This window comes from Burkholderia sp. MSMB1078WGS (genome assembly GCF_001528895.1).
Taxonomy (GTDB): domain Bacteria; phylum Pseudomonadota; class Gammaproteobacteria; order Burkholderiales; family Burkholderiaceae; genus Burkholderia.
In genome coordinates this window covers 129820-155152 of sequence record NZ_LPDI01000025.1, presented here as the reverse complement: position 1 = coordinate 155152, position 25333 = coordinate 129820, and the positions used below count along the sequence as shown (strand labels likewise).

Annotated in this window: 18 protein-coding genes and 1 pseudogene; 9 read left to right on the top strand and 10 right to left on the bottom strand. The window is 67.3% G+C overall.

The features are described from left to right. Positions 1–6045, bottom strand: coding sequence for an alpha-2-macroglobulin (locus WT24_RS05515; RefSeq protein WP_060031714.1), 6045 nt, complete (start codon positions 6043–6045; stop codon positions 1–3). Positions 6046–6349: 304 nt separating this feature from the next. Here WT24_RS05515 and WT24_RS05510 point away from each other — a divergent pair, with 304 nt between their 5' ends. The 5 genes from WT24_RS05510 to WT24_RS05490 all read left to right on the top strand — a co-directional run bounded on the left by WT24_RS05510 (position 6350) and on the right by WT24_RS05490 (position 11517). Then, on the top strand, positions 6350–6856 hold the full coding sequence (locus WT24_RS05510; RefSeq protein WP_034204693.1) for a sugar dehydrogenase complex small subunit: 507 nt from the start codon (positions 6350–6352) through the stop codon (positions 6854–6856). After that, positions 6856–8475, top strand: a complete 1620-nt coding sequence (locus WT24_RS05505; protein ID WP_059500342.1) for a GMC family oxidoreductase — start codon at positions 6856–6858, stop codon at positions 8473–8475. Before WT24_RS05510 ends, WT24_RS05505 begins: the two co-directional genes overlap by 1 nt. Positions 8476–8477: 2 nt before the next feature. Beyond that, a complete protein-coding gene (locus WT24_RS05500) occupies positions 8478–9755 on the top strand; it encodes a cytochrome c (RefSeq protein ID WP_059500343.1) in 1278 nt (425 codons plus the stop codon). A gap of 172 nt (positions 9756–9927) precedes the next feature. Next, positions 9928–10347: a DoxX family protein gene (locus WT24_RS05495; protein WP_059500375.1), complete on the top strand. Its 420-nt coding sequence runs from the start codon at positions 9928–9930 to the stop codon at positions 10345–10347. Between the two features lie 63 nt (positions 10348–10410). After that, entirely contained in the window at positions 10411–11517 is a 1107-nt protein-coding gene (locus WT24_RS05490; protein ID WP_059500344.1) for a porin, read from the top strand. 267 nt (positions 11518–11784) lie between these two features. Here WT24_RS05490 and WT24_RS05485 read toward each other — a convergent pair whose 3' ends face one another. The 3 genes from WT24_RS05485 to WT24_RS05475 form a co-directional block, all read right to left on the bottom strand. After that, positions 11785–12327 carry a cysteine hydrolase family protein gene (locus tag WT24_RS05485; RefSeq protein WP_060031712.1) on the bottom strand — a complete coding sequence of 181 codons (543 nt, stop codon included), beginning with the start codon at positions 12325–12327 and terminating at the stop codon, positions 11785–11787. A 239-nt stretch (positions 12328–12566) separates the two neighbouring features. Then, on the bottom strand, positions 12567–13886 hold the full coding sequence (locus tag WT24_RS05480) for an MFS transporter (RefSeq protein ID WP_060031709.1): 1320 nt from the start codon (positions 13884–13886) through the stop codon (positions 12567–12569). 43 nt (positions 13887–13929) lie between these two features. Continuing rightward, positions 13930–15114 carry a M20 aminoacylase family protein gene (locus WT24_RS05475; RefSeq protein ID WP_156441754.1) on the bottom strand — a complete coding sequence of 395 codons (1185 nt, stop codon included), beginning with the start codon at positions 15112–15114 and terminating at the stop codon, positions 13930–13932. Positions 15115–15293: 179 nt separating this feature from the next. Here WT24_RS05475 and WT24_RS05470 point away from each other — a divergent pair, with 179 nt between their 5' ends. After that, a complete protein-coding gene (locus WT24_RS05470; protein WP_059505475.1) occupies positions 15294–16196 on the top strand; it encodes a LysR substrate-binding domain-containing protein in 903 nt (300 codons plus the stop codon). Between the two features lie 173 nt (positions 16197–16369). Continuing rightward, positions 16370–16690, top strand: a complete 321-nt coding sequence (locus WT24_RS05465; RefSeq protein WP_006478890.1) for a pyrimidine/purine nucleoside phosphorylase — start codon at positions 16370–16372, stop codon at positions 16688–16690. Between the two features lie 98 nt (positions 16691–16788). On the opposite strand, the gene WT24_RS05460 is transcribed toward WT24_RS05465, so the two are convergent. From WT24_RS05460 to WT24_RS05445, 4 genes are all read right to left on the bottom strand, one after another. Continuing rightward, a complete protein-coding gene (locus WT24_RS05460) occupies positions 16789–17121 on the bottom strand; it encodes a hypothetical protein (protein ID WP_179949320.1) in 333 nt (110 codons plus the stop codon). Between the two features lie 482 nt (positions 17122–17603). Continuing rightward, entirely contained in the window at positions 17604–19391 is a 1788-nt protein-coding gene (locus tag WT24_RS05455; RefSeq protein WP_060031706.1) for a chloride channel protein, read from the bottom strand. A gap of 20 nt (positions 19392–19411) precedes the next feature. Then, positions 19412–19825 (bottom strand): MarR family winged helix-turn-helix transcriptional regulator, encoded by a 414-nt coding sequence (locus tag WT24_RS05450; protein ID WP_059505471.1) that lies wholly within the window; start codon positions 19823–19825, stop codon positions 19412–19414. 143 nt (positions 19826–19968) lie between these two features. Continuing rightward, entirely contained in the window at positions 19969–21141 is a 1173-nt protein-coding gene (locus tag WT24_RS05445) for an HPP family protein (protein ID WP_060031703.1), read from the bottom strand. Between the two features lie 360 nt (positions 21142–21501). On the opposite strand from WT24_RS05445, the gene WT24_RS05440 reads away from it, so the two are divergent. Beyond that, positions 21502–22470 (top strand): LysR family transcriptional regulator, encoded by a 969-nt coding sequence (locus tag WT24_RS05440; protein WP_059505467.1) that lies wholly within the window; start codon positions 21502–21504, stop codon positions 22468–22470. 25 nt (positions 22471–22495) lie between these two features. Here the strand turns inward: WT24_RS05440 and WT24_RS32215 are convergent. Then, positions 22496–22677 (bottom strand): annotated as a pseudogene (locus WT24_RS32215) (MFS transporter); the annotation flags it as partial. A gap of 66 nt (positions 22678–22743) precedes the next feature. On the opposite strand from WT24_RS32215, the gene WT24_RS05435 reads away from it, so the two are divergent. Next, complete coding sequence (locus tag WT24_RS05435; RefSeq protein ID WP_059505465.1) at positions 22744–23652, top strand: LysR substrate-binding domain-containing protein; 909 nt, start codon at positions 22744–22746, stop codon at positions 23650–23652. 179 nt (positions 23653–23831) lie between these two features. Here the strand turns inward: WT24_RS05435 and WT24_RS05430 are convergent, their stop codons facing one another. Then, entirely contained in the window at positions 23832–24920 is a 1089-nt protein-coding gene (locus WT24_RS05430; protein WP_034204707.1) for a calcium:proton antiporter, read from the bottom strand. Positions 24921–25333: the final 413 nt, after the last annotated feature.

Below are 25333 nucleotides of genomic sequence, written 5' to 3'. Positions count from 1 at the left end.
TCACTTGCCCGCGTCGGCCGGCTTCACGGTCATCGGCGGGTTCGGCCACAGGCCGTACACGGACGGTGCATACAGTGCCTCGACGCGCGTCGGCGGCAGTCCGAACGTGCCGACGTTGTTCAGCCGCACCGTGTACTCGACCGAGAATTTGCCCTTCGGCAAATAGTCGTAGTACGCGCGGTAGCCGTCGAAGTCGCGCTCGACGAACGTCGGCCACGCGCCGTCCGGCGTTTTCTCGCCCTGCGTCGCGGCTTCGGAATCGCGACCGAGGCCCGACCCGAGGATCGTCGCACCGGCCGGGATCGGATCGTTGACGGCGACCCACGTCATGTCGCTCTGCGCATCGATGTCGAGATGCACGCGCACGACGTCGCCGCGCGTCAGCACGCCCTTGACGGCGGGCGACACGGGCGTGACGGTCTTGGTGATCCGGTAGCCGGCCGCGAACGGCGAGCGCAGCGGCACGGCCGCGAGACTTTCGACGGTCGCCCACGGCCGGCCGGTGCCGTCCTGCGTGACCGACAGCGTGGCGGGCCCCTGCGACGCACGCGGCCACGGCAGCAGCACGCTGCGCGCGGCGGCCGCGCGGGTCGCGGGTGTGGCCGATGCGGGCGTATCGGCGGGCGCGGCCGATGCCGCCTGCGACCACGAGATCGAGCGCGCGTCGCCGCCGAGCGCAACCTTCGTCGCGCCGGCGACCGGCGTGCTCTCGTAGGTTCGCGAGAAGCGCTCGACCGCGAGCAGGCCGAGCGCGTTGGACGTCGTCGTCTGCCATGCGCCCTGGCGTTGCAGCGCGAGCAGGCCGGCCGTCACGCGCGGCATTTCGTCCTTCCACGCCGGGTCGCCGGCGAATTCCAGCGCGAGACGCGCGGCGTTGGTCTCGTTGCTGGTCATCAGCCACCACAGGTCGTCGTCGCGCGCGGTCGAGAACACGAGCTGCGTGCCTTGATACGTGAGGCGCGCCCGCAGGATCTGCTCGACCTGCGCGCGTTTCTCGTCGCGTTGCGGGATGTCCTTCACGCGCGTCAGGATCGCGTGATAGTCGATCACGGCCGACGTTGGCCACTGGTTCGGCGCGATTTCGATCGAGCCGAGCATGCGGCCCTGCGCGGCGCCGTAGCGCGACAGCGCCTCGATCGCGGCGAGCTTGCGCAGGTCGCGATCCTGGCGCGGCGCCCACGCGTTGCGATCGAGGCGGCCGTCGACGAAGCGCGCGAGCCCGGCTTCGAGCTGCGTGCGCAGGTCTTCCGGCAGCGCGAAGCGCGGATCGAGACGGCTGGCTTCGTCGGACACCACGAGCAGGTACGACGACAGCGTCGGGCTGCCGTGATGCGAATCGTCCGACGACGGCGGGAAGTAGCTTGCCAGGCCGTCGCTGTCGAGGTAGACGGGCATGCGGGCGATCAGCGCCTGCCATTGCGCAGGGTCGCGCAGCCCGATCGCACGCGACGTCTGCTGTTCGAGGCAGCGGTACGGATAGCGTTCGAACCAGCGCCGCACGCCGGGCAGGCCATCGGCGAGCTTCGACTGCAGCGACACGGCGATGCCGCCGCGCGGTGCGCCCTGGGCGTTGCTCACCGCGCCGGCCGGAGCCGCCACGGGCACCGTCAGCGTGCCGTCGACCTGCGCGAGCGTCGCCTGCTGGACGGTTACCGGCAGCGCGGGCACGACCTTCTGCGCGACGGCCAGCGCGTCGGACGCGCGCTTGCCGCCTTGCTCGGCCGCCTCGATGCGCCAGTTCAGCGCACCGGCCGCATCGAGCGCCTGCTCGGGCACGGTGATCGTCCACGCGACTTCGGTCGCGGCATTCGCCGCCAGCGATACGGTTTGCGGGGCGACGTCGAGGCCCGTCACGCGCGGCGTCACGACGACCTGCATCGCGCGGTCGGTCGTGTTGCGCAGCGTGACCTGCGCGCGGAACGCGTCGCCTTCGCGCACGAGCGGCGGCAGGCCGGAGATCAATTGCAGATCCTGCGTGCTGCGGATCGACGTGCTGCCCGTGCCGAAACGGTCGGGGCCGACCGCCGCGATCGCGACGATCCGGAAGCGCGTGAGCGCATCGTTCAGCGGCACCTCGACGGTTGCGCTGCCGTTCGCGTCGAGCGTCACGCGCGGGTTCCACAGCAGCAGGGTATCGAACAGCTCGCGGGTCGGCGCGCTGCCGCCGCCGCCGCCGGCCGGCACGGCCTTGCGGCCGAAGTGGCGGCGGCCGACGATTTCCATCTGCGCGGTGGCCGTCTCGACGCCGTACGCACGCCGGCGCAGCATCGCGTCGAGCAGGTTCCAGCTGTCGTTCGGCATCAGTTCGAGCAGCGCTTCGTCGACAGCCGCGAGCGCAATCTGCGTGCCGGCCGGTGCCGGCTGGCCGTTCGGCAGCGTGACCTTCACGTGCACCTGCGCCTTGCTGCGGACCGTGTAGCGCGTCGCGTCGGTCGTCACGGTCACGCCGAGGCGGTGAACGCCCGTGCCGACCTTGATTTCGCCGAGGCCGTAGCGGAACGCGGGCTTCGACAGGTCGACGAACGCGGTCGGCGCCTCGTAGTGGCGGCCTTCGCGCCAGAACGCGCGCGCCCATTCGACCGGCGCCTTCCAGCCCCACGTGAAGAACGAGTACCACGGCACCTCGCGAATCCGGCCGCGCAGCGCGAGCACCGACACGTAGACGTTCGGCCCCCACGATTCGCCGACCTTCAGGTCGACGGTCGGGTTCTTGCCGTTCAGCTCGACGATGTGCGTTTCCATCACGCCGCCGCGCTCGACCGCGACGAGCGCGGTCGCGTAGCGGAACGGCATGCGCACCTGGAAGCGGGCCGTTTCGCCCGGCTCGTACGAGGTTTTCTCGGGGATCACGTCGATCCGGTCGGTGTTGTCGCCGCCGAACCAGAGTTCGTCCTCGCGCGTGACCCATACCGACGTCGATGCATTCGACGTGCGGCCGTCGCCGTCCTTCGCGACCGCGATCAGCTGCACGTTGCCGGCCTGCTCGAGCGTCGCGTCGCAGGCCATGCGGCCCTTGTCGTCGGTCTTGCCCGAGCACAGCACGCCGAGGTCGCGCGTGTCGCTCTTGTTGTCGTATGCATAGAAGCCGCCGACCATCCGCTTGCGCGACGACGTCGTGATGCGCGCGACGCCCTTGATCTCGATCGGCACCGACGCGCGCGGCTTGCCCTGCAGGTCGACCGCCAGTGCCTGCACCGGCACGCGCTGGCCGACCGACACCCAGCGGCCTGCCTTGATGCCGGCCACCACCGCGGCCGGCCACAGGATCGTGTCGCCGCGGATCGTCTGCACTTCGCCGTTCGGATCCGCGAACGTCGCCTCCAGCGCGATGCGCTTCGGCGCGTCGACGTCGGGCAGGCCCTTGAGCGTGACCGAACCCGCGCCGTTGCGATCGAGCGTCAGCGGCAGCTTGTCGGCGATCAGCTTCGTCGCGTCGGGATCGTTGTTCGACGACGACGCGTTGTCGCCGTCCTGCGAATCGTCGTCGGCGTTGCCGTCGCTCGTGTCGGGACGATATGGCGTGAAGCTGAAATCCTCGAAACGATCCGCGAACGGCGGCGACGCCCATTTCATCAGCGCCGACACCTGCACGGGCAGGTTCGATGCGCCGCCGCCCGACACATAGTCGATCTGCACCGCGAGCGGCGCTTCCTTCACGGCGACGAGCGGGCTCTTCTGCGCGTCGCGCGCGCCGATCGAGCCTTTCAGCACCGGCAGGCGGAACGCCTCGACGCGGAAACTGCCGCTGTAATAGGTGGCGGTTGGCGCGTCTTCCGGGCCGTCTTCGAGTTCGACGCTGTACTCGCCGAGCTTCGCGGCGGCCGGCAGCGTGAACTGCGAGTCCGCGCTGTGGTCGGCCGCCCACGTGAGCGGCAGCTTGTACGTCTGGCCCGTGCCGAGATGGCGGATCGTCAGGCGCGTCGGGTATTGCGACGGGAACGCGAGGCTCTGCAGCGTCTCGGTGCGGATGAAATGCTTCATCGACACGGTTTCGCCGGCGCGCAGCAGCGTGCGGTCGAACACGGTATGCGCGCGCACGGTCGGTGCGCTGTCGGTATCGGTCGGCACGTTGAAGCGCCACGATTCGATCCCGCGGTTCCAGCCCGAGCTGACGAACGCCATGTCGGGGCCCGTCTTCGGATCGTCGACGCGCGCCGACACGAAGTAGTCGTCGTAGCGCTGTTCCGACGCGCCGCACGCGCGCTTCGGCTCGAACGGCCCGTCGATCTTCAGCAGGCCTTGCGCGTCGGTCTTGCCGGCCGCGATTTCGTCGCCGTTGCAGTCCGACACGCGGATCTGCGCGTTCGGCACCGGCTTGCCCTTGTCGAGTGTCGTGACCCATACGAGGTTGTTCTCGCGCCCCTGTTTCAGGTGCACGCCGAGGTTCGTGACGAGCACGGTGGTGCGCACGTACATGCTCGACGGCTTCGCGAGCAGCGAGCGGCCGAGCGCGGGCGACGCGAGTTCGAGCACATAGAAGCCGGGCTTGTCGATCGGCACGCCGACCACTTCGAACGGGCGCAGCGTCTTCGGGTCGGCCTTCGGCAGCGTCAGCACCTGCGCGCCGGGCTCGCCCGTCAGCAGCGACAGCGAGCGCACGTCGATGCGGCGGTTTTGCGGCGCGGGCTGCTTCTCTCCGGCCGCGAGCGGCACGTAGACGGGGTGTTGGCCCTTGCGTTCCAGCAGGCCGGGTATCTGGTCGTCGATCGAGCCGGCCGTCATCGACCAGTTGTCGAAGCGATCGACGGTGCGCATCCATTGGCGGATCGCGGTGTCGTTCTCGACCTTCAGGTTCGCGAATTGCGCGCCACCCGCATTGAGGCCGGCGATATGCAGGTCGGCCTCGACGTTGCGCAGCGTGACGGGCACCAGCGCGGGCGTACCGGGTTCGGCGAAGCGCTCGACGATCCCGAAGGTGCCCGACGAGAATTTCGCGAGCGGCGGCATCGGCGCGGTGCGCGTCGCGAGCGGGAACAGGTCGGCGTTGGACAGCGGCCGGTCGGTCACGTCGCGCAGGCCCGACGGCAGCTCGACGGTCAGGCCGGCCTGCGCCGGCAGCGGCGGGTTGAACGTGACGGTCGTCACTTCCTCGTTGTGGTCGTCGGCCGCGAAGGTCGGCGACAGCGAACCGTCGGGGCCGCGCAGCTTGATCGCGTCGGCCTGCTTGCGCGAGATCGGCGCGTTGAACGACAGCGTGAGCGGGCGCAGCGGCGTGCAGGGCGCCTTCGCGTTCTCGCGTTCGCACGAGAAGCTCGCGGCGAACGGTGCGCGCACGGTGAAATCGAAACGCCGTTCGGTTTCGTTCGCGATGCCGCTCGGGCTCGCGACGCCCTTGCCGTACACCAGCTGCACCTTCGCGCTCGCCGGCAGCGCTTGCGAGCACGACAGCGTCAGCACGCGCGCCGCCTCTTTCTTCAACCCGAAATGATCGAGCAGGGCGTTGCGCGTATCGTCGTCGGCCGCCGCGACGGGAATGCGGTTGCCGATGCCGGCCGCTTCGCACCAGATGTTCGCGAGCGCCGAGCGCGGCTCGGCCGGGCCGTTCAGCTTCATCACGAAGACCTGCCGCTCCTCGATCTCGCGCGAGCCGGGGCGCACCGACACCGGAAACGGGCCGCCCGTCTGGAACGTGAAGCGACGCGGGCCGCTGACCGCATTGCCCGCGACCGAACGCAGCGTGTCGTTGAGCGCGACCGAGCAGCGTACGCCGGGCGGCAGGTCGCTTTCGAAATCGTAAACCCAGGTCTTGTCGTCGAGCCAGTGGCCCTGGCCGCGTGCGGCCGCCGAATCGTTGCAGCTCACGCGCGCCGGATTCGGCGCGGAGGCCGAGCCGAAGGCGACCATCGGTTCGTCGAACTTGACGACGCTCTGCCGGACTTCGGTGACGGTGCCTTGCGGCGACACGCTCACCGTGCGCGCCGCGCCCGCATGCAGCGACAGGGCCGCGGCGCCGCCGAGCGCCGCCACGGCGCCGATGCGCCAGAGCAGCCGGATCGTGTGGTTGGTTCGATGAGTTTCTTTGTTGTGCTTGTCGCGCTGCTTCATCGCTCGATTGCCCTCGGAGGGAAGCTTTCTGTTTGATTGCACGGGATTCTAACCGACCGTCATGCGCGCGCAGCATGGCATGCAATGTGTCGCCGGCGCGCGACACGGCGGTGCGTGCCGCAGATTTGTCGCGTCGACGACACAAAAATGCAGCGAAATGTCGATTGTCACGGATTGCGGAACATTAAATGGACTATAAAAAGATTGTTTGATCCGGCGTGTGCGCGTACATTGCAGGTCCGCGCCAATGTTTGAGAAATATCAAGCGTGGTTTTCCCGAATCCGGTGTTCGAGAGAAGGAAACATGCACAACGACAACACCCCCCAATCGCGTCGTGACAACGACGCAGCCGCAACCGGCATCACGCGGCGTCAATGGCTGCAGGGCGCACTGGCGCTGACGGCGGCGGGCCTCACGGGCTCGCTGGCGTTGCGGGCCCTGGCCGACGATCCCGGCACCGCGCCGCTCGATACGTTCATGACGCTTTCCGAAGCATTGACCGGCAAGAAAGGGCTGAGCCGCGTCACCGGCCAGCGCTATCTGCAGGCCTTGCAGAAGGGCTCGTTCAAGACGGCCGACAGCCTGCCGCAGCTCGCCGGCGCGCTTGCATCCGGCTCGCTGAATCCCGACCAGGAATCGCTCGCACTGACGATTCTCGGCGCGTGGTATCTCGGCATCGTCGACAACGTCGTGATTACCTACGAAGAAGCATTAATGTTCAGCGTGGTGTCCGATACGCTCGTGATCCCTTCGTATTGCCCCAACAAACCCGGCTTCTGGGCCGAAAAACCGATCGAGAGGCAAGCCTGATGGCCGATACCGATACGCAAAAAGCCGACGTCGTCGTCGTCGGATCGGGTGTCGCCGGCGCGATCGTTGCACACCAGCTCGCGATGGCGGGCAAGTCCGTGATCCTGCTGGAAGCCGGCCCGCGCATGCCGCGCTGGGAAATCGTCGAGCGCTTTCGCAACCAGCCCGACAAGACCGACTTCATGGCGCCGTACCCGTCGAGCCCGTGGGCCCCGCATCCGGAATACGGCCCGCCGAACGACTACCTGATCCTGAAGGGCGAGCACAAGTTCAACTCGCAGTACATCCGCGCGGTGGGCGGCACGACGTGGCACTGGGCCGCGTCGGCGTGGCGCTTCATTCCGAACGACTTCAAGATGAAGACCGTGTACGGCGTCGGCCGCGACTGGCCGATCCAGTACGACGACCTCGAGCATTACTACCAGCGTGCCGAGGAAGAGCTCGGCGTGTGGGGCCCGGGCCCCGAGGAAGATCTGTACTCGCCGCGCAAGCAGGCGTATCCGATGCCGCCGCTGCCGCTGTCGTTCAACGAGCAGACCATCAAGAGCGCGCTCAACGGCCATGACCCGAAGTTCCACGTGGTGACCGAGCCCGTCGCGCGCAACAGCCGCCCGTACGACGGCCGGCCGACCTGTTGCGGAAACAACAATTGCATGCCGATCTGTCCGATCGGTGCGATGTACAACGGCATCGTCCACGTCGAGAAGGCCGAGCAGGCCGGCGCGAAGCTGATCGACAGCGCGGTCGTCTACAAGCTCGAGACGGGGCCGGACAAGCGCATCGTCGCCGCGATCTACAAGGACAAGACGGGCGCCGACCATCGCGTCGAGGGCAAGTACTTCGTGCTCGCCGCGAACGGCATCGAGACGCCGAAGATCCTGCTGATGTCCGCGAACCGCGATTTCCCGAACGGCGTCGCGAACAGCTCGGACATGGTCGGGCGCAACCTGATGGACCACCCGGGCACCGGCGTATCGTTCTACGCGAGCGAGAAGCTGTGGCCGGGCCGCGGCCCGCAGGAGATGACGTCGCTGATCGGTTTCCGCGATGGCCCGTTCCGCGCGACCGAAGCCGCGAAGAAGATCCACCTGTCGAACATGTCGCGCATCAACCAGGAGACGCAGAAGATCTTCAAGGCCGGCAAGCTGATGAAGCACGAGGAGCTCGACGCGCAGATCCGCGACCGTTCCGCACGCTACGTGCAGTTCGACTGCTTCCACGAAATCCTGCCGCAACCCGAGAACCGCATCGTGCCGAGCAAGACGGCCACCGACGCGATCGGCATCCCGCGCCCCGAGATCACGTATGCGATCGACGATTACGTGAAGCGCGGCGCCGTGCACACGCGCGAGGTTTACGCGACGGCCGCGAAGGTGCTCGGCGGCACCGACGTCGTGTTCAACGACGAGTTCGCGCCGAACAACCACATCACCGGCGCGACGATCATGGGCGCGGATGCACGCGACTCGGTCGTCGACAAGGACTGCCGCACGTTCGACCATCCGAACCTGTTCATCTCGAGCAGCTCGACGATGCCGACCGTCGGTACGGTGAACGTGACGCTGACGATCGCGGCGCTCGCGCTGCGGATGTCGGACACGCTGAAGAAGGAAGTCTGACCGTGCGGAAATCTACTCTCACCTTCCTCCTCGCCGGCTGCCTCGCACTGCCCGGCCTCGCACGCGCGGCCGACTCGGCCGATCCGGCGCAGGTCAAGCGCGGCGAATACCTCGCGGTCGCGGGCGACTGCATGGCCTGCCACACCGCGAAGGGCGGCAAGCCGTTCGCGGGCGGCCTCGGCATGCCGGTGCCGATGCTCGGCAAGATCTATACGAGCAACATCACGCCCGATCCCGATACGGGCATCGGCACCTGGACGTTCGACGACTTCGAGCGTGCGGTGCGTCATGGCGTGTCGAAGAACGGCGACAACCTGTACCCGGCGATGCCGTACGTGTCGTATGCGAAGATCAACGACGACGACGTGCAGGCGCTGTACGCGTACTTCATGCACGGCGTCGAACCGGTCAAGCAGGCGCCGCCGAAGAACGAGATCCCCGCGCTGCTGAGCATGCGCTGGCCGCTGAAGATCTGGAACTGGCTGTTCCTGAAGGACGGCGTCTACCAGCCGAAGCCGGCGCAGAGCGCCGAGTGGAACCGCGGCGCGTATCTCGTGCAGGGCCTTGCGCACTGCAGCACGTGCCATACGCCGCGCGGCATCGCGATGCAGGAGAAGTCGCTCGACGAAACGGGCGGCAGCTTCCTGTCGGGCTCGGTGCTCGCGGGTTGGGACGGCTACAACATCACGTCCGACCCGAACGCGGGGATCGGCGGCTGGACGCAGCAGCAGCTCGTCCAGTATCTGCGCACCGGCAGCGTGCCGGGCCTTGCGCAGGCGGCCGGCCCGATGGCCGAGGCGATCGAGCACAGCTTCTCGAAGATGACCGAAGCCGACATCGGCGCGATCTCGACGTACATCCGCACGGTGCCGGCCGTGGCCAGCGGCGACGCGAAGCAGTCGCGCTCGTCGTGGGGCAAGCCGGCCGAGGACGGCCTGAAGCTGCGCGGCGCGGCGCTCGCGTCGTCGGGCATCGATCCGGCCCGGCTGTATCTCGGCAACTGCGCGACCTGTCACCAGATGCAGGGGAAGGGCACGCCGGACGGTTACTACCCGCCGCTGTTCCATAACTCGACGGTCGGTGCGTCGAATCCGACCAACCTCGTGCAGGTGATCCTGAACGGCGTGCAGCGCAAGGCCGGTAGCGAGGACGTCGGGATGCCGGCGTTCCGCCACGAGTTGTCGGATGCGCAGATCGCCGCGCTGACGAACTACCTGACCGGGCAGTTCGGCAATCCGGCCGCGAAGGTGACCGAGCAGGACGTCGCGAAGCTGCGCTGACGCGACACGCGACGAAGCAGGGCGACAACGTAAAAGAGGAGGAGCACAGCACATCGGGCAGGCCCCGATGCCGGTTGTTGCAGAGCGGGGCGGCGGCGCGGATGGCCGTCCGCCCCGGTTCACAGGCAATCCGGTGCGTGCGATTGCGCGCATCGTTTTCGTTGATCACACCATGACACCGAATCAACCGTTTCTCGCGTCTCAGCGCGATGTGCTGCTGCTGCTTGCCCGAATCCTGATCGTGATCCTGTTCGTGATGTTCGGCTGGAAGAAGATTATCGACTTCTCCGGTACGATCGCGTTCATGGGTAGCGAGGGCGCGCCGGCGCCGATCATCTCGGCGGCGATCTCCGTCGTGATGGAGCTGTTCGTCGGGATTGCGATCCTGATCGGCTTCCAGACGCGGCCGCTCGCGCTGTTGCTTGCGCTGTATACGATCGGCACCGCCGTTATCGGTCACCATTACTGGACGATGACGGGCGGCGAGCAGATCAACAACATGATTCATTTCTACAAGAACATCGCGATCTCGGGCGGCTTGCTCGCGCTCTGCGCGGCCGGCCCCGGACGTTTTTCGCTCGATCGCGGATAAGCAGACCCGAGGCGCGTGCATGGGGCGCGCGTCGGACGGTCGAGACTTCGAGGGGGCATCATTTTGCGACTCAAATACTTCGCATGGCTGATTGCGGCCGCCACGCCAGCGGCTGCGTTTGCACAGACGAGCGTCACGCTGTATGGCCGGATCGACGGCGGCATCGAATACCTGAACCACATCGCGAAGCCGAACGGCGGCAGCGGGACGCGCTGGAGCGCGGAAAGCGGCGACTGGGGCACCAGCATGTTCGGGTTGAAGGGCGTCGAGGATCTCGGCGGCGGGCTGTCGACGGTGTTCAACCTGGAAACCGCGTTCCAGGTGATGAACGGCCAGACGGGGGGCGGACGCATGTGGTCGCGGCGCGCATACGTCGGGTTGAAGAGCAACACGTGGGGCCAGTTGCAGGCCGGCCGCAACCTGTTCATCGACAGCGACGGCGTGTGGGAATTCGATCCGTTCGTCCAGCAGGCATTTTCGTCGGCGTCGCTCGTGCGTGGCCGCAACTGGCAGCAGACCAGCAACAACATCGAATATCACAGCCCGGTGATCGGCGGCTTCGACGTGCAGGCGCAATACGCGTTCGGCAATCAGTCGCGCGGCTTCAACTACGGTGCGGCCGACGATTTCGGCCGCTCGGACGGGATCATGATCTCGTACCACTCGCCGGTGCTCGACGTGCGCGGTATCTACGACGAGCTGCGCGACAACAACGGCAAGTTCAGCAATATCTTCACCGCGTCGCGCGAGTACTTCGTCGGCGCGAACGTGAAGGTGTCGAAGTTCAAGATCCAGGGGGCGTATACGCACTACCAGGCGCCGGACAGCCCGGCCGGTGTTGCCGACCGTGCCGATCATTACTGGCTCGGCGCGACCTATTCGGCGACGCCGCAGTGGGCCGTGACGGGCGGCGGGTATTACGTGAAGGTGGGCGACGGCGGTGGCGATGCGTCGCATGACCCGTCAGGGCACGCGATGATGTACGTGCTCGGCACCACGTACAACCTGTCGAAACGCACGTTCCTGTACGGCACGGTTGCGTATGTGCGCAACGGCGGGAATTCGAATTTCTCGCTGCTCGCGACGCCGCGTGACGCGACGTCGGGGACGAGCCCGATGACGGGCGAGTCGCAGACGGGCGCGTATGTGGGGATGATGCATACGTTCTGAGCACGGGCGGTTTGGGTAGGTGAAGAAGGCACGGGCGGTGAAGGTCCGTGCCTTTTTGCGTTTACGCCGGCTGCCGTATCGTTGCTGTCCGGGACGTGACGCGATATGGTTTCGACAAGCACTCACCTGCTTCGAGGCCAGTCCTGTTCTCGAAAGTCGGTATGACGCGTCGAGCGATCGACATGGCGAGCTCGGTAAATTGACGGTTCATGCCGACGCGATTGCAATGCGCACGCTCGCGCATCGCCGTCCGATCGGCGCCGTACTTCAGAACACGCATGCGTCGGTCGTCGTCACCGTCGCAAACGGCCCGCCGAGTGTCGCATTATGGTGCGCGACGATCCGCTCGGCCGGCAGCGCTGGTGTATCCATACAGGTGTGCGCATCGGCAACGAGTACCGGGCGAAAGCCGAGATCGGCGGCCGCACGGCACGTTGTATCGACGCAGTACTGCGTTTTCATCCCCGCGATCACGATCTCGCCGATACCAGCCGCATGCAACCACTCGGCGAGCCGCGTGCCCGCGAAGCAGCTCGGCCGCGTCTTGTCGAACACGATGTCGCGTGCGGTATCGATCGCAAGCTCCGGCAGCAGTGCGGCCAGCGGCGCGTCGGATGCGATCGGCGAGCCGGCCGGGCCGACGTGACGCACGGCGAACACGGGGGCACCGCTGTCATGCGCACGGCAAATCAGCCGGTTGATATTGGCCAGCACGCGTTCGCCGTCATGCGGGCGATCGGGGCCATGAAACAACCCGACCTGCATATCGATCACGAGCAGCGCGCGTTTCGGGGAAGGGGCTTCGGACATCGCGTTTCTCCTGAGTGGCCGATGCAGACGGAGAAACGACGAGACCCCGTCCGGAACCGGCGGGGCCTGTGGGAATCGGTGACGCTACGATCTTGCGCGCACTCGCCGCACGGGCCCGCCAATGGCGGTCGTGCGCGTGGTCGTCGAAAGGGTGATCGGAGCGCGGTGCATGGCTCGATGATGCCCGATGCGCGCGCGTGACGTCAATCACGGTTCACGTGTCGCGCATCGTCCGCCGCTCAATCCAGCGCCTTCCCGGCCTTCTCGTCCATGAAACGAATCGCAAGCAACGTCATCGCGCCGCAGCCGATCGCATACCACGCCGGCGCATTCGGATCTCCGGTCGCCGCGATCAGCCACGTGACGAAGAACTGCGCGAAGCCGCCGAAGATCGCGACGCCGACGCTATACACCAGCGCACCGCCCGTCGCACGCACTGCCCGCGGAAACAACTCGCCGAGCATTGCCCCCGTCGCACCGATGTTGATCGCATGCACGATCGACAGCGCGGCGATGATCGACAGCAGCGAAACGGCGCCGGGCCAACGGTTCAGGGCAATGAACGCCGGGTAGATCGCGGCCATCAGCACGATGCGTGTCCACCAGACGATCCGGTTGCGCCCGTACACGTCCGACAGAAGGCCGCCGATCGGCGTCACGAGCATCAGGATCGCACCGGCGACGCAGCCGGCCGTCATCGACAGCCAGGTCGGCAAGTGCAGCACCTGCACGCCATAGATCGCCATGTAGAACACGATGATGTAGTGGACCGACGTGCCGCCGATCGTCACGCCGAGGCCCGCGAATACGGCCTTGGCGTGATGGCGCAGCACGTCGGCGAGCGGCAGCGATGCGACCGGCTCGTCGTGTGTGGCGGCCGGCGCGGCAGCAGGCACTTCCTCGACGGTGCGGCGCAACCAGTAGCCGAGCGGCACGAACAGCGTGCCGATGATGAACGGCACGCGCCAGCCCCAGCTTTCGAGTTGCGCGGCGCTCAGCGTCGACGTCAGCGCGACGCCGGTGAGTGCGCCCGCGAGCGCGGCGAGCCCCTGGCTCGAGAACTGGAACGACGCATAGAAACCGCGACGATGCTGCGGTGCCTGTTCGAGCAGCAGCGTCGTCGATGCGCCGACTTCGCCGCCCGACGCGAACCCTTGCAGCAGCCGTGCGAGCACGAGCAGCAGCGGCGCGGCGATGCCGATCTGCGCGAAGGTCGGCGCGACCGCGATCGTCGCGGTACCGAGCGCCATCAGCAGCAGCGTGAGGATCATCGCCTTCTTGCGGCCGGCGCGGTCCGCATACATGCCGATCACGAGGCCGCCGAGCGGACGCGTGACGAAGCCGACGCCGAAGCTCGCGACCGCGAGCATCAGTTGTCCGAACGACGAATGCACGGGAAAGAACAGCTTGCCGATCAGGATCGCGAAGAAGCTGTAGACCGTGAAGTCGTAGAACTCGAGCGCGTTGCCGACGGCGGCGGCCGCGATCAGACGGCGCTTCTTCGCGGCGGCGCGGGCATCGACCGGCGTGCCGGCGAATGAAATGGCGGACGTTTCCATGGGTTCCCTTGCTTTGAGCGCGGAACTGCGTGTTGAAAGGCTGTCAGGCCGCGAGCCAGGCTTCGGCGACGCGAACCCAGTAGCTCGCGCCGATCGCGAGGATGTCGTCGTTGAAGTCGTAGCCGGGGTTGTGCACCATGCAGCCGCCCTTGCTGCCGATTCCGTTGCCGATGAACGCGTAGCAGCCGGGGCGCGCTTCGAGCATGAACGCGAAATCCTCGCTGCCCATCAGCGGCGCGGTGTTGGTTTCGACGCGTTCCGCGCCGAGCATCTGGCATGCGATGTCGGCCGCGAACGCGGTTGGTTCCGCGTGATTGACGAGCACCGGGTAGCCATAGTCGTAGTCGACCTCCGCGGTGACGCCGAAGCTTTCCGCCTGGCCCTTCACGAGCGCCTCGATGCGGCGCGCGAGCAGGGCGCGCACGTCGGCGTTCAGCGCGCGCACCGACAATTTCATCACGACGGTTTCGGGAATGATGTTGAACGTTTCGCCGGCCTGCACGCTGCCGACGGTGATCACGGCCGCATGCTGCGCGTCGACCTCGCGTGCGACGATCGTTTGCAGCGCGACCATGATGCTGCCCGCGGCCGACATCGGATCGCGCGCGAAATGCGGCATCGCGCCGTGGCCGCCGACGCCGCGCAGCGTGATCGTCACGCGGTCGGCCGACGCCATCGCGGCGCCGGTGCGGAACGCCATGTTGCCGGCCGCGCGGCCCGGCATGTTGTGGATCGCGAAGATCGCGTCGCACGGGAAACGGTCGAACAGGCCGTCGTCCATCATCGCCTTCGCGCCGCCGAAGTTTTCCTCGGCGGGCTGGAAGATCAGGTTCAGCGTGCCGGAGAACCGGCGCGTCGCCGCGAGGTGGCGCGCCGCGCACAGCAGCATCGCGGTGTGACCGTCGTGGCCGCATGCATGCATCTTGTTCGCGTGACGGCTTGCGTAGGGCAGCCCCGTGGCTTCCGAGAGCGGCAGCGCGTCCATGTCGGCGCGCAGCCCGACCGTGCGTGTGCCTTGCCCTTCGCGTAGCACGCCGACCACGCCCGTCTTGCCGATACCGCGATGCACTTCGTAGCCCCAGCCGGTGAGCAGCTCGGCGACGAGGTCGCTCGTGAGCGTTTCTTCGAATGCGAGTTCGGGATGGGCGTGAATTCGGCGGCGCACTTCGACGAGCTCGGGGGCGATGGCGGCGATGGCCGGGATGACGGGGTTCGCGGCTTGCAGCATGGTGTCTCCTGTGGGGCCGGGGCGTTTGACGCGCATGTGACGACCAAGCATATAAATTTCTTTTGCGTACCAGAAGCTGCTAAATTGCTTTGGTGCACACCGCCGGTTGCCGCTCGGGAATACCCTGAGCCATTGCGCGACCGGCCGCACAGGGTTTCCACGGATCACGCATTGCCGCCATGAAATATCACCAGCTGAAAGCGTTCGTCACCGCCGCGGAAGAAGGGAGCATTCGCGCGGCCGCGCGGCGCCTGAACGTGTCGCCGGCTGCGCTCACGAAGGCGGTCAAGGAACTGGAGATCGCGCTCGGCGTATCGCTCGTCGTGCGCACCGCACGCGGCGTGCAGCTGACCGCGTTCGGCCAGCAACTGCAGGTGCGCGCGCGGCTGATCGTCGCCGAAATGCAGCGCGCCCGCGACGACATCGAGCAGGCACAGGGCGCGATGACGGGTTCCGTCGCGGCGGCGATCACGCCGGCGGCGGCGGTGACGATCCTGCCCGACGCGTTTCGTGCGTTCCGGCGCCGCTTTCCGGTGGCGCGCGTCAATCTGATCGAAGGATTTCCTGGCGTCGCGCTGCCGCGACTGCACGACGGTTCGCTCGATTTCGCGGTGGCCGTCGTCGTCCCCGAGTTGCTGGCGGCCGAGTTCGATCACGCGGAACTCTATGCGAGCCGTTCGCTGATCGTGGCGCGCAAAGGACATCCGCTCGCGTCGGCCACGTCGCTCGCCGATCTCGTCGAAGCCGACTGGCTGATGAATCCGTCGCCGGAAAGCTCGACACAGGTGCTGTTCAACTCGTTCGTCGCGTACGGGTTGCCGGTGCCGGCGCGCGTCGTCGAATGCCCGAGCTTCGGTCTCGCGCACAGCCTGATGACCGGTTGCGACCTGATCGCATCGATGCCCGAGCAATTGTTGCAAGGCGAATGGGCGCGCGATCAACTCGCGGTACTGCCGATCCGCGAGCGCTTGCCGGCCGTATCGGTGCAGGTCGTCACGCGCCGCGACAGCCCGCTGACGCCGGCCGCGGCGATGCTGCTCGATTGCCTGCGCGATTCCGCGCGGCGCAAGGGATTGCGGTGAGCCGTCACCCCGCGCAGATCACGTAGTGATCCTGACGATCGTGTGCCCGGCATGTGCGGGCCGCATGCGATTCCGACACACGTTGCGCGAGCCGGTATCATAGCGGCCGGCCCGCCGCTACGGCCGGCCTCCCACTCCATCGCCATCCGGCATCCAGCAATCAGAGGCATCACATGACCAGTGCAACCCAATTCGACAACGTATCGGTCGTCAAGCGCGCGAACGTCTATTTCGACGGCAAGTGCGTGTCGCATACCGTGCTCTTCCCGGACGGCACGCGCAAGACGCTCGGCGTGATCCTGCCGTGCGCGCTCAACTTCGGCACGGACGCGCCCGAATTGATGGAAGTGCAGGCCGGCAAGTGCCGCGTGAAGCTCGACGGCAGCAGCGAATGGCAGACCTACGGCGCCGGCGAATCGTTCTCCGTGCCGGGCAAGAGCCGCTTCGACATCGAAGTGCTCGAGACGCTCGATTACGTCTGCAGCTACCTGTAAGACGCTTTCCGCGCAGCAAAGAAAAAGCCCCGCCGAAGCGGGGCTCGTCGCAAACGGATGGCGCAAGGCCATCCGGAGCGCCTGTTCTCGTTACGTCGTCACAGGCAGGCGTTGATGTCGCCGGCGGATGCTGCGTCGCCGCGCACGCCGACCCACGTCTTCGCACCCGGCTTCCACGACGGACGAACCATCGCGGCGGCGCCGTTCGGCGGCTGCTGGCCCGGTGCGTACACGTCGGTCGCCAGGCCGTTGGCCAGCACGTTCTGCGAGATCACCTGTTGTTGCGACTTGTCGGCCCAGGTCTTGGCGATGCACGCCGAGACGTCGGGAGCCGCTTTCTGGCTTTGTCCCACGTTCTGCACGGCAGATTCGGCGGCATGAGCAGAAATTGCCACGGTCAATGCGATGAGCGGTAAGTATTTCACGTTCACGTTATCTCCCTCGAGTCGTGATTGATTGAGTGGGATGCGCAGCAGTGCTGCGTTCAAGTGAGATCGCATCTGGCAGGCTCGGTTCCGGTCATTCCGAAACAAGTTGTTAACGCGCTTGCCAAACGGCGGCTCGGATGCTGCGCATGTTGCTGCGGCGCCGCATGCGTCGCGTATGGCTCGACGTCATGCGTGGCGGTCGGTGCGCTGCCCGGTCGTGGTGTGGTGAGGTGACGGCCGCGGCGGGCGGCATGTGCTGCATGCCGCGCCGCGACTCTTTATCTGAATGACGAAGTGGAATGGCTGATGGATGGCCCCGTCGCATGAACACCATGATGACAAACTTTCGTCCGCCGAATTGTTAACCAACTTTAAACGGATAAGGTGGCCGCGATGCGACGCGGCGCGCGACGGGCGCGCGGCATCGTGCAGCGACGTGAGGCGGGGAAGCGGTGCGCGGCAGGGCGCCGCGCACGCGGGTTGTGTCAGCCGATCTTGCGCGAGCCGACCTCGCGCAGGTTGGCCGGGACGATCGGACGGAAGCGTTCGCGTTTGTGTTCGTCGTCGAAGTGCTGGAGTGCCGGCTTGATCAGGTCGCTGCGCGACACGATGCCCGTGATGCGCAGCGATTGCTCGTCGGCGACCACCGGCAGGCGCTCGAGGCCGAGCATCGCGAGACGCGAAGCGACGACGCGGCACGTTTCGTGAGCCAGCGCGACGGCCGGTGCGCGATCGGCGAATGCGGCCGAGATCGGCGTATCGGCGCTCGCCTGTGCACGCTGGGCGTCGAGCGTCGCGCGATCGACGAGGCCGAGCAGGCGGCCGTTCTGCACGACCGGATACGCGCGGTGCGCCTGCTTCGCGCCGAAGTATTGCGTCTCGACGGTATCGAGCGTCGCCGAACCGTCGATCGCGACGAGCCGATCGGCCGACGTCATCACTTCGCCGACATCGTGCCGCTCGAGCGGATCGACACCGTATTCGCGATAGATGTGGTAGCCGCGGCGTGCGATCTTTTCCGTCATGATCGAGCGCTTCATCACGATGGTCGCGAAGCCGTGCGCGACGAGCGTCGCGGCGAGCAGCGGCAGCAGCGCGTTGGCGTCGTGCGTGAGGCCGAAGGCGAACACGATCGCGGTGAGCGGGGCGCCGAGCGTCGCGCCGAGCGTCGCGGCCATGCACACGAGCGGCCACAGCACCGGATCGCCGCCCGGCAGCACCGGCGACAGCACGGTGCCGAGGCCGGCGCCGAGCATCAGCAGCGGGGCGAGCACACCGCCCGAGGTGCCCGAGCCGAGCGCGATCACCCACATCACGGCTTTCACGATCAGTAGCGCGAGCGCGACCTTCAGCGCGATGTGCTGGTGCAGCAGGTCGCCGATCACGTCGTAGCCGACGCCGAGCGCGCGCGGCTCGAGCCAGCCGCCGATGCCGATCACGATCGCGCCGAGCGCAGGCCACCACATCCAGTGCACGGGCAGCTTCGCGAAGGTGTCCTCGACGCGGTAGAGCGCCGCCGACAGGCCGCACGCGAGCATGCCCGACAGCAGGCCCGCGACGATGCACGACAGCAGCGCGACGGGCGTCGGCGCGGCGGTCGTCACCGGAAACAGCGGATCGACGCCGAAGAACACCGCGCGTGCGAAGCCTGCCACCGCGCACGCGAGTGCGACCGGCAGGAAACTGCGCGGACGCCATTCGAACAGCAGCAGTTCGACCGCGAGCAGCACGGCGGCCACCGGCGTGCCGAACACGGCCGTCATGCCGGCGGCCGCACCGGCGACGAGCAGCGTCTTGCGCTCGGCGGCGGTCACGTGCACGCATTGCGCGATCAGCGAGCCGAGCGCGCCGCCCGTCATGATGATCGGGCCTTCGGCGCCGAACGGGCCGCCGCTGCCGATCACGACGCCGGACGACAGCGGCTTGAGGATCGCGACCTTCGGCGACATGCGGCTCTTGCCGAACAGGATCGCCTCGATCGCTTCGGGAATGCCGTGGCCGCGGATCTTTTCCGAACCGAAACGCGCCATCAGGCCGACGATCAGCCCGCCGATCACCGGCACGGCGATCACCCATGCGCCGAGCGTGTTGTTCGCGGGCGAATGGTCGGCGAACGAGAACTGCTGGAAGAAGAACAGGTTCGTGAACAGGTGGATCAGGCTCAACAGCACGAACGCGGCAAGCGTGCTGAGCAGGCCGATCCCGGCGGCAAGCAACGCGATCCTGGGCAGGCGTTCGTTGATCGAGAAATCGCGTTTGTGTGGTGCGTTCATCGGCGTGGCGAGGGCAAGGGTCAGTAATCGATCTGGGGAACCTGGAACGCGCCCTTGAGCGACTTCAGCTCGGCGCGGTGCATGGCCGCGAGACGGGCGAGCAGCGTTTCGCCGGCCTGTTCGAGGTGGACTTCAACCTGGCGACGGTCGGCCTCGCTCGGCTTGCGCTTCACGAGCCCGAGCGCTTCGCAGCGCGTCACCAGCGCCACGACGCCGTGGTGCTGCGCCTGCAGGCGTTCCGCGAGCTCGCCGATGGTCGCCCATTCGCGATGCGGATAGCCCTTGATGTGCAGCAGCAGCAGGTATTGCAGCGGCGTCACGCCTTCGCTTTGCGCGGCGCGTTCGGAGAAGCGCTCGAAGCGGCGCATCTGATAGCGGAACTCGGACAGTTGCTGGAAATCGCTTTTCGCGAGCGCGCGTCGGGTATCGTTCATCGAGGTCGGTCGGGCAGTCGGTTACGGTTGCGGCAAATATATCACAACATGATGTAAATGGCCGAAATGCGGCGGAATGCTGCATTTCGCATTTCGCATTTCGCATTTCGCATTTCGCAGGCGGTGACGGCGCGGGATGCGCGCTACGCGGCCTCGAGCATTTGGGTCTGCCGATAAAGGCCCGTGACGAGATCGGTCTGCGTGATGATGCCGACGAGCCGGCGCGACGCATCGACGACCGGAATATGGTGGTGGCCCGAATGCGTGAACAGCGGCACGAGCGCCGTGATCGGCATCGTTTCCGGCACCGACGCGACGTCGCGCGTCATCACGGACGCGACGCTCGCGGGCCGGCCGCCGAACGATTGCGGCAGCCGTGCGGACAGGCGCTGCCACAGCGGGGTCGGACGGCGCAACTGGCGCGTGAGGTCGGCGCGCGTGACGATGCCGGTCAGCCGGCCTTCGCCGTCGACCACGGGCAGCGCCTTCACGCGGTGACGGTCGAGCAGCGTCAGTGCGGCCGCGATCGACGTCGACGGCGCGACCTCGATCGCATTCTTCGTCATCAGGTCCGCGCACTTCAACTGGCCGAACGTGCGCGTATAGGCCTGCATTTCGGTTTCGCGCAGCAGCGCTTCGAGATCGTCCGGATCGACGTCGAGCCATTCGCTGCGGCGCTTCAGCACCGCGTCGAGGTCGCCGCGCGTGAAGCCGCCGCGCGCCGGTGCGGCGCCGGCCTGCTGTTTCGCTTCGGGGCGCACGCCGCCGTGCGGATAGCGGTGCCCGGTCAGCGCGTGATAGACGAGCGCGGCCGAGAGCAGGATCGCCGATTGCAGCGCGATCGGCTGCAGGACGAAGCCGAAGCCGAGCGAATGGATCGCGGGGCCGCCGACCACGGCCGTGAGAGCGACGGCGCCCGACGGCGGATGCACGCAGCGCAGCGCGAACATGCCGCCGATCGCGCAAGCGATCGCGACCGCGGCGGCCGTGATCGGATCGGCGATCCATTGCGCGCACGCGACGCCGACCGTCGCCGCGACGAGATTGCCGCCGATGATCGACCACGGCTGCGCGAGCGGGCTCGCCGGCACCGCGAACAGCAGCACGGCCGATGCCCCCATCGGCGCGACGAGTAGCGGCACGAGGCCCGGCACGCCGGGCAGCAGCCGCATCGTGACGCCGACCGTCGCAATGCCCACGAGCGCGCCGGTGCACGAGCGCAGGCGCTCGCGCCAGCCGAGCGTCATCGGATGGGGAATGAAGCTGTGCAGCCATTGCCGCAACGTGCGGCGCGACGGGGAGGAACCTGACGACATGGATGGTAAGCGGTAGAAATGACGGCGCGGGGCGGGCGACAAGCGCGGAATTATATCGCGTTGTGATACATGTTGTCGCGCCGCATCAAGCCGGTGCACGCGCGCGACGCGCGAGTCTTGCAAAAACCTTTCGTCGGGTGAGAGCTTCTGCGCGCGTCATCGCGCAAATTTGTCTGCAGCGGCGTACAATTCGGCGCAGTCAATTCCCCCCGTCATGCCAGAACCCCGTCCGCGATGCCTGCTCTCCCGCCTTTTCCCCGGCACGGCGATCGATTCGGCGCGGTTCGCGGCCGCGTTCCGTTGCTCCTCTGACGCGAGCGCCGCCGACGCCTCCCCACTGACTTTCCCCAAGCCAATTCAATGGACATGCTCGAAAACATGCGCCTGTTCGTGCGCGTTGTCGAAGCCGGCAGCTTTACCGCGGTCGCGAAGGAAATCGACGCGACCACCGCACAGGTGTCGCGCGCCGTCTCGAACCTCGAAGCCCACGTACAGACGCGCCTGCTGCATCGCACGACCCGCCACCTCGGCCTGACCGAAAGCGGCGAGCGCTATTTCGAGCGCGCGAAATCGATCCTCGCGGAACTCGACTACGCGAACGCGGAGGCGCGCAACGCGCTGTTGCGGCCGAGTGGGAAGATGCGCATTCATGCGATGACGGGGCTCGGGCAGAGTCATGTCGTGTCGTCGATCGTGCGCTACCAGGCGGACAATCCCGACGTGTCGGTCGAGCTGACGCTGGCGCAGCGGATGCCGAATCTGGTCGAAGAGGGCTACGACGTGTCGATCGTGACGGCGTCGCAGTTGCCCGATTCGGGCTATGTCGCGCAGACCTGCGGCACGAGCTGCAGCGTGCTCGTCGCATCGCGCGAATATCTGGCGCGGCACGGCACGCCGCACACGCCCGACGATCTGCCGAACCACGTGTGCCTGCGTCTCGACACGCCCGCGTCGCCGGCCGGCGAATGGCGGCTCGAGCGCAGCGACGGCGAGGAAACCGTCTACGCGCTGCAGCCGGCGCCGTTCCAGGTCAACGTGCCGGACGCGCTGTGCGTCGCGGTGCGCGCCGGGCGCGGGATCGCGTGCGTGGCGCTGTATACGGTGCTCGACGATATCCGCGAAGGGCGCCTGATCCGCGTGCTGCCCGAGTACCGGCTGCAGACGGTCAGCGTCTATGCCGTCTACGCGACGCGCCGCTATCTCGATGCGAAGATCCGCACCTTCCTCGATCACTTGCGCACGACGCTCACGCCGGCGCTGGAGAACGATCTGCGCGAGCTCGACCGACTCACGACGGAGCACATGCCGGGCGGCCGCCAGTCCGCGTGACGGCGCCTGCGTGCCGCCGCGCCGCTCATGCGGCCGGCGCGATGCGGATCCGCTCGAAGCGGCCCGCGAGCCAGGCGTACGCCGCAATGCCGATCAGCCCGTGCGCGGCGACGAACCATAACGCGCCGGCGAACGAACCCGTGCTGGCGACGAAGTAGCCGATCGCAGCGGCGTGACGATCCCGGCGAAGTTACCGATCAGGTGGAACCGAGTATAGAAATCGCATCGATATCGGTCTAACATCGAAAGACTATCGATTGATTCAAGATTTGAATGATTGAGCTCCATCAGCTTCGCTGTTTCGTCGCGGTGGCCGAAGAGTTGCATTTCGGCCGTGCGGCCCGGCGGCTTTTCATGACCCAGCCGCCGCTCAGCCGGCAAATCCAGTTGCTCGAGCACGCGCTCGGCATCGCGCTGCTCGAGCGCAGCAGCCGGCAGGTCAGCCTGACCGCGGCCGGCGAACGCTTCCTGCGTGACGCGCGGCACATCCTCGAATTTTCCGCACGGGCCGAGCAGGCCGCGCAGCGCGTCGCGCATGGCGGGGCCGGGCGCATCACGCTCGGGTTCACGGCCGTCAGCGCGTACCGGATGATCCCGGTGCTGCTCGCGCACGCGGCGCATGCGTTGCCGGACGTCGACGTCGAACTGCGCGAGATGGTGTCGACCGTGCAGATCGACGCGCTCGCGTCGCGGATGCTCGACGCGGGCTTCGTGCGCCAGCGCGCCGCGCGCCAACCGCTCGAATACCGGCTCGTGCAGCGCGAACCGATGCTCGTCGCGGTCGCGGAAGGCGCGCCGCTCGCGGCCTACGAGCAGATCGGCCCCGACGAGCTCGACCGGCAGCCGTTCATCGCGTATTCGCCGAACGAGGGCAAGTATTTCCACGACATGATTTCGGGCATGTTCGCGGGTGCCGGGCGGCTGCCGAACTACCTGCATTACGTCGGTCAGACGCATACGATCCTCGGCCTCGTGCGCGCGGGGCTCGGCGCGGCGCTCGTGCCCGCGTCGGCACGCGAGCTTCATGTGGACGGCGTGGTGTTCCGGCCGCTGGCGGGCGTCAACGTGGCGGCCGAGTTGTATCTCGCATGGCGCGCGGACAACGACAATCCGGCGCTGCCGGTGTTCAACGCGATGGTCGAGCGGTTTCTGACCCAGAACACGGACGACACGGGCGTCTAGCCGCGCTTGCTCGCGCGAACGGGTGCCCGCCGCTAGTGCCGGGTAACGCGCCGTCGATCCGGAAGCATCGTGCGACTGCAGCCGGCAACGGCGGCGTGGAGCGGAGGAGGGGGAAAGGGACTGGAAGACGTGCGCGCGGCCGTGCGGCGAGAATCCGCCGGCCCGCGCGCATCGGGACGTCAGTGGGTGATCGACAGGAACAGATACGCGGCGAACAGCGCGACGTGCACGACGCCGTGCAGCACCGTCGTGCGCCCCTGGCTCAGCGTGAGCGTGCTGACCAGCAGCGTGAGCGCCAGCAGGACCGTTTCCATCGCGCCGATCCCGAGCGTGAGCGGCTGGCCGACCCAGATGAACACGGCCGCGACGGTCGGGATCGTGAGCCCGATGCTCGCGAGCGCCGAACCGAGCGCGAGGTTCATGCTGGTCTGCAGGCGGTTCGCCCGCGCGGCGGTGACGGCCGCGAGCCCTTCCGGCAGCAGCACGAGCGCGGCGATCACGATACCGACCGCGGCTTCGGGCGCACCGAGCTTCAGCACCGCATGCTCGACGGCCGGCGACAGCAGCTTCGCGAGCAGCACGACCGCGACGAGGCTCGCGAACAGCAGCACCATGCTGATGATCGCGGTGCGGTTGCTCGGCGCCGCCGCGTGTACCGCTTCGTCCGCGCTGTCGTGCGCGGCGAGGAAGTAGTCGCGGTGGCGCACGGTCTGCACGAACACGAATGCGCCATACAGTACCAGCGACGCGACGCCGGCGAACGCGAGCTGCGATTTCGAGAAGAACGGGCCGGGCGCGGCGTTCAGGTAGTTCGGCATCACGAGCGACAGCACCGACAGCGACGCGAGCACCGCCAGCGCCTTGCTCGCGCCGCGCCCCTGGAAGTCCTGTTCGCCGTGCTTCCATGCGCCGACCAGCAGGCAGATGCCGACGATGCCGTTACAGATGATCATCACGGCGGCGAACACGGTGTCGCGGGCGAGGCCCGATTTCTCGGGGCCCGCGCCGAGCATCACCGACACGATCAGCGCGACTTCGATGACGGTCACGGCGACCGCGAGCACGAGCGTGCCGAACGGTTCGCCGACGCGGTGCGCGACGACTTCCGCATGGTGGACGGCGGCGAACACGGCGCCGGCGAGCGCGGCGGCGAACACCGCGATGACGAGACCTTCGACCGGCACGACGCGCGACAGCGCGAGTACCAGCCAGGCGGCAAGCGGGGCCCAGAGGGTCCAGCGCGGGAGCTGGTTGGACGAGAGCGGCATGAGGGTTTCCTTATGCGAGTGGCGGCGCGCGACGCGCCGTCACGGGTTGACGAAGCCCGGCCGTACTATCCGCCGAACGAAGACGATGAAACCGAAGAGGGGCGGCACGCAACGGCGCTGCCCTGGGTTCGCTGCCGCGAGGCGGCGAGGGGCGCGGGTGGGCCAAAGCCCGTCGCGGGATGAAACGGTTCGAAGCGGTTGTCCGCGGACAGCGAGACGAGCACACGTGGGGGCGCGCGGTCCGGAAGCTCGATTCGACCCCGGAAAGGGGCGATGGACGGCGATGACGGCGCGACACGTATTCCCCCTGAAATCCGGCAATTTGTCGAATTTTATCAGGCGTTCGAGGGGTACTATCTCATATTCGATGCCTTACGTTGACCTTTCGGTTTACAAAAAGTTGCCCTGATCTT

Coding starts and splice junctions, on each gene's coding strand:
- WT24_RS05515 (WP_060031714.1), bottom strand. CDS start 6,045: ATGAAGCAGCGCGACAAGCACAACAAAGAAACTCATCGAACCAACCAC.
- WT24_RS05510 (WP_034204693.1), top strand. CDS start 6,350: ATGCACAACGACAACACCCCCCAATCGCGTCGTGACAACGACGCAGCC.
- WT24_RS05505 (WP_059500342.1), top strand. CDS start 6,856: ATGGCCGATACCGATACGCAAAAAGCCGACGTCGTCGTCGTCGGATCG.
- WT24_RS05495 (WP_059500375.1), top strand. CDS start 9,928: ATGACACCGAATCAACCGTTTCTCGCGTCTCAGCGCGATGTGCTGCTG.
- WT24_RS05485 (WP_060031712.1), bottom strand. CDS start 12,327: ATGTCCGAAGCCCCTTCCCCGAAACGCGCGCTGCTCGTGATCGATATG.
- WT24_RS05480 (WP_060031709.1), bottom strand. CDS start 13,886: ATGGAAACGTCCGCCATTTCATTCGCCGGCACGCCGGTCGATGCCCGC.
- WT24_RS05475 (WP_156441754.1), bottom strand. CDS start 15,114: ATGCTGCAAGCCGCGAACCCCGTCATCCCGGCCATCGCCGCCATCGCC.
- WT24_RS05470 (WP_059505475.1), top strand. CDS start 15,294: ATGAAATATCACCAGCTGAAAGCGTTCGTCACCGCCGCGGAAGAAGGG.
- WT24_RS05465 (WP_006478890.1), top strand. CDS start 16,370: ATGACCAGTGCAACCCAATTCGACAACGTATCGGTCGTCAAGCGCGCG.
- WT24_RS05455 (WP_060031706.1), bottom strand. CDS start 19,391: ATGAACGCACCACACAAACGCGATTTCTCGATCAACGAACGCCTGCCC.
- WT24_RS05450 (WP_059505471.1), bottom strand. CDS start 19,825: ATGAACGATACCCGACGCGCGCTCGCGAAAAGCGATTTCCAGCAACTG.
- WT24_RS05445 (WP_060031703.1), bottom strand. CDS start 21,141: ATGTCGTCAGGTTCCTCCCCGTCGCGCCGCACGTTGCGGCAATGGCTG.
- WT24_RS05440 (WP_059505467.1), top strand. CDS start 21,502: ATGGACATGCTCGAAAACATGCGCCTGTTCGTGCGCGTTGTCGAAGCC.
- WT24_RS05435 (WP_059505465.1), top strand. CDS start 22,744: ATGATTGAGCTCCATCAGCTTCGCTGTTTCGTCGCGGTGGCCGAAGAG.
- WT24_RS05430 (WP_034204707.1), bottom strand. CDS start 24,920: ATGCCGCTCTCGTCCAACCAGCTCCCGCGCTGGACCCTCTGGGCCCCG.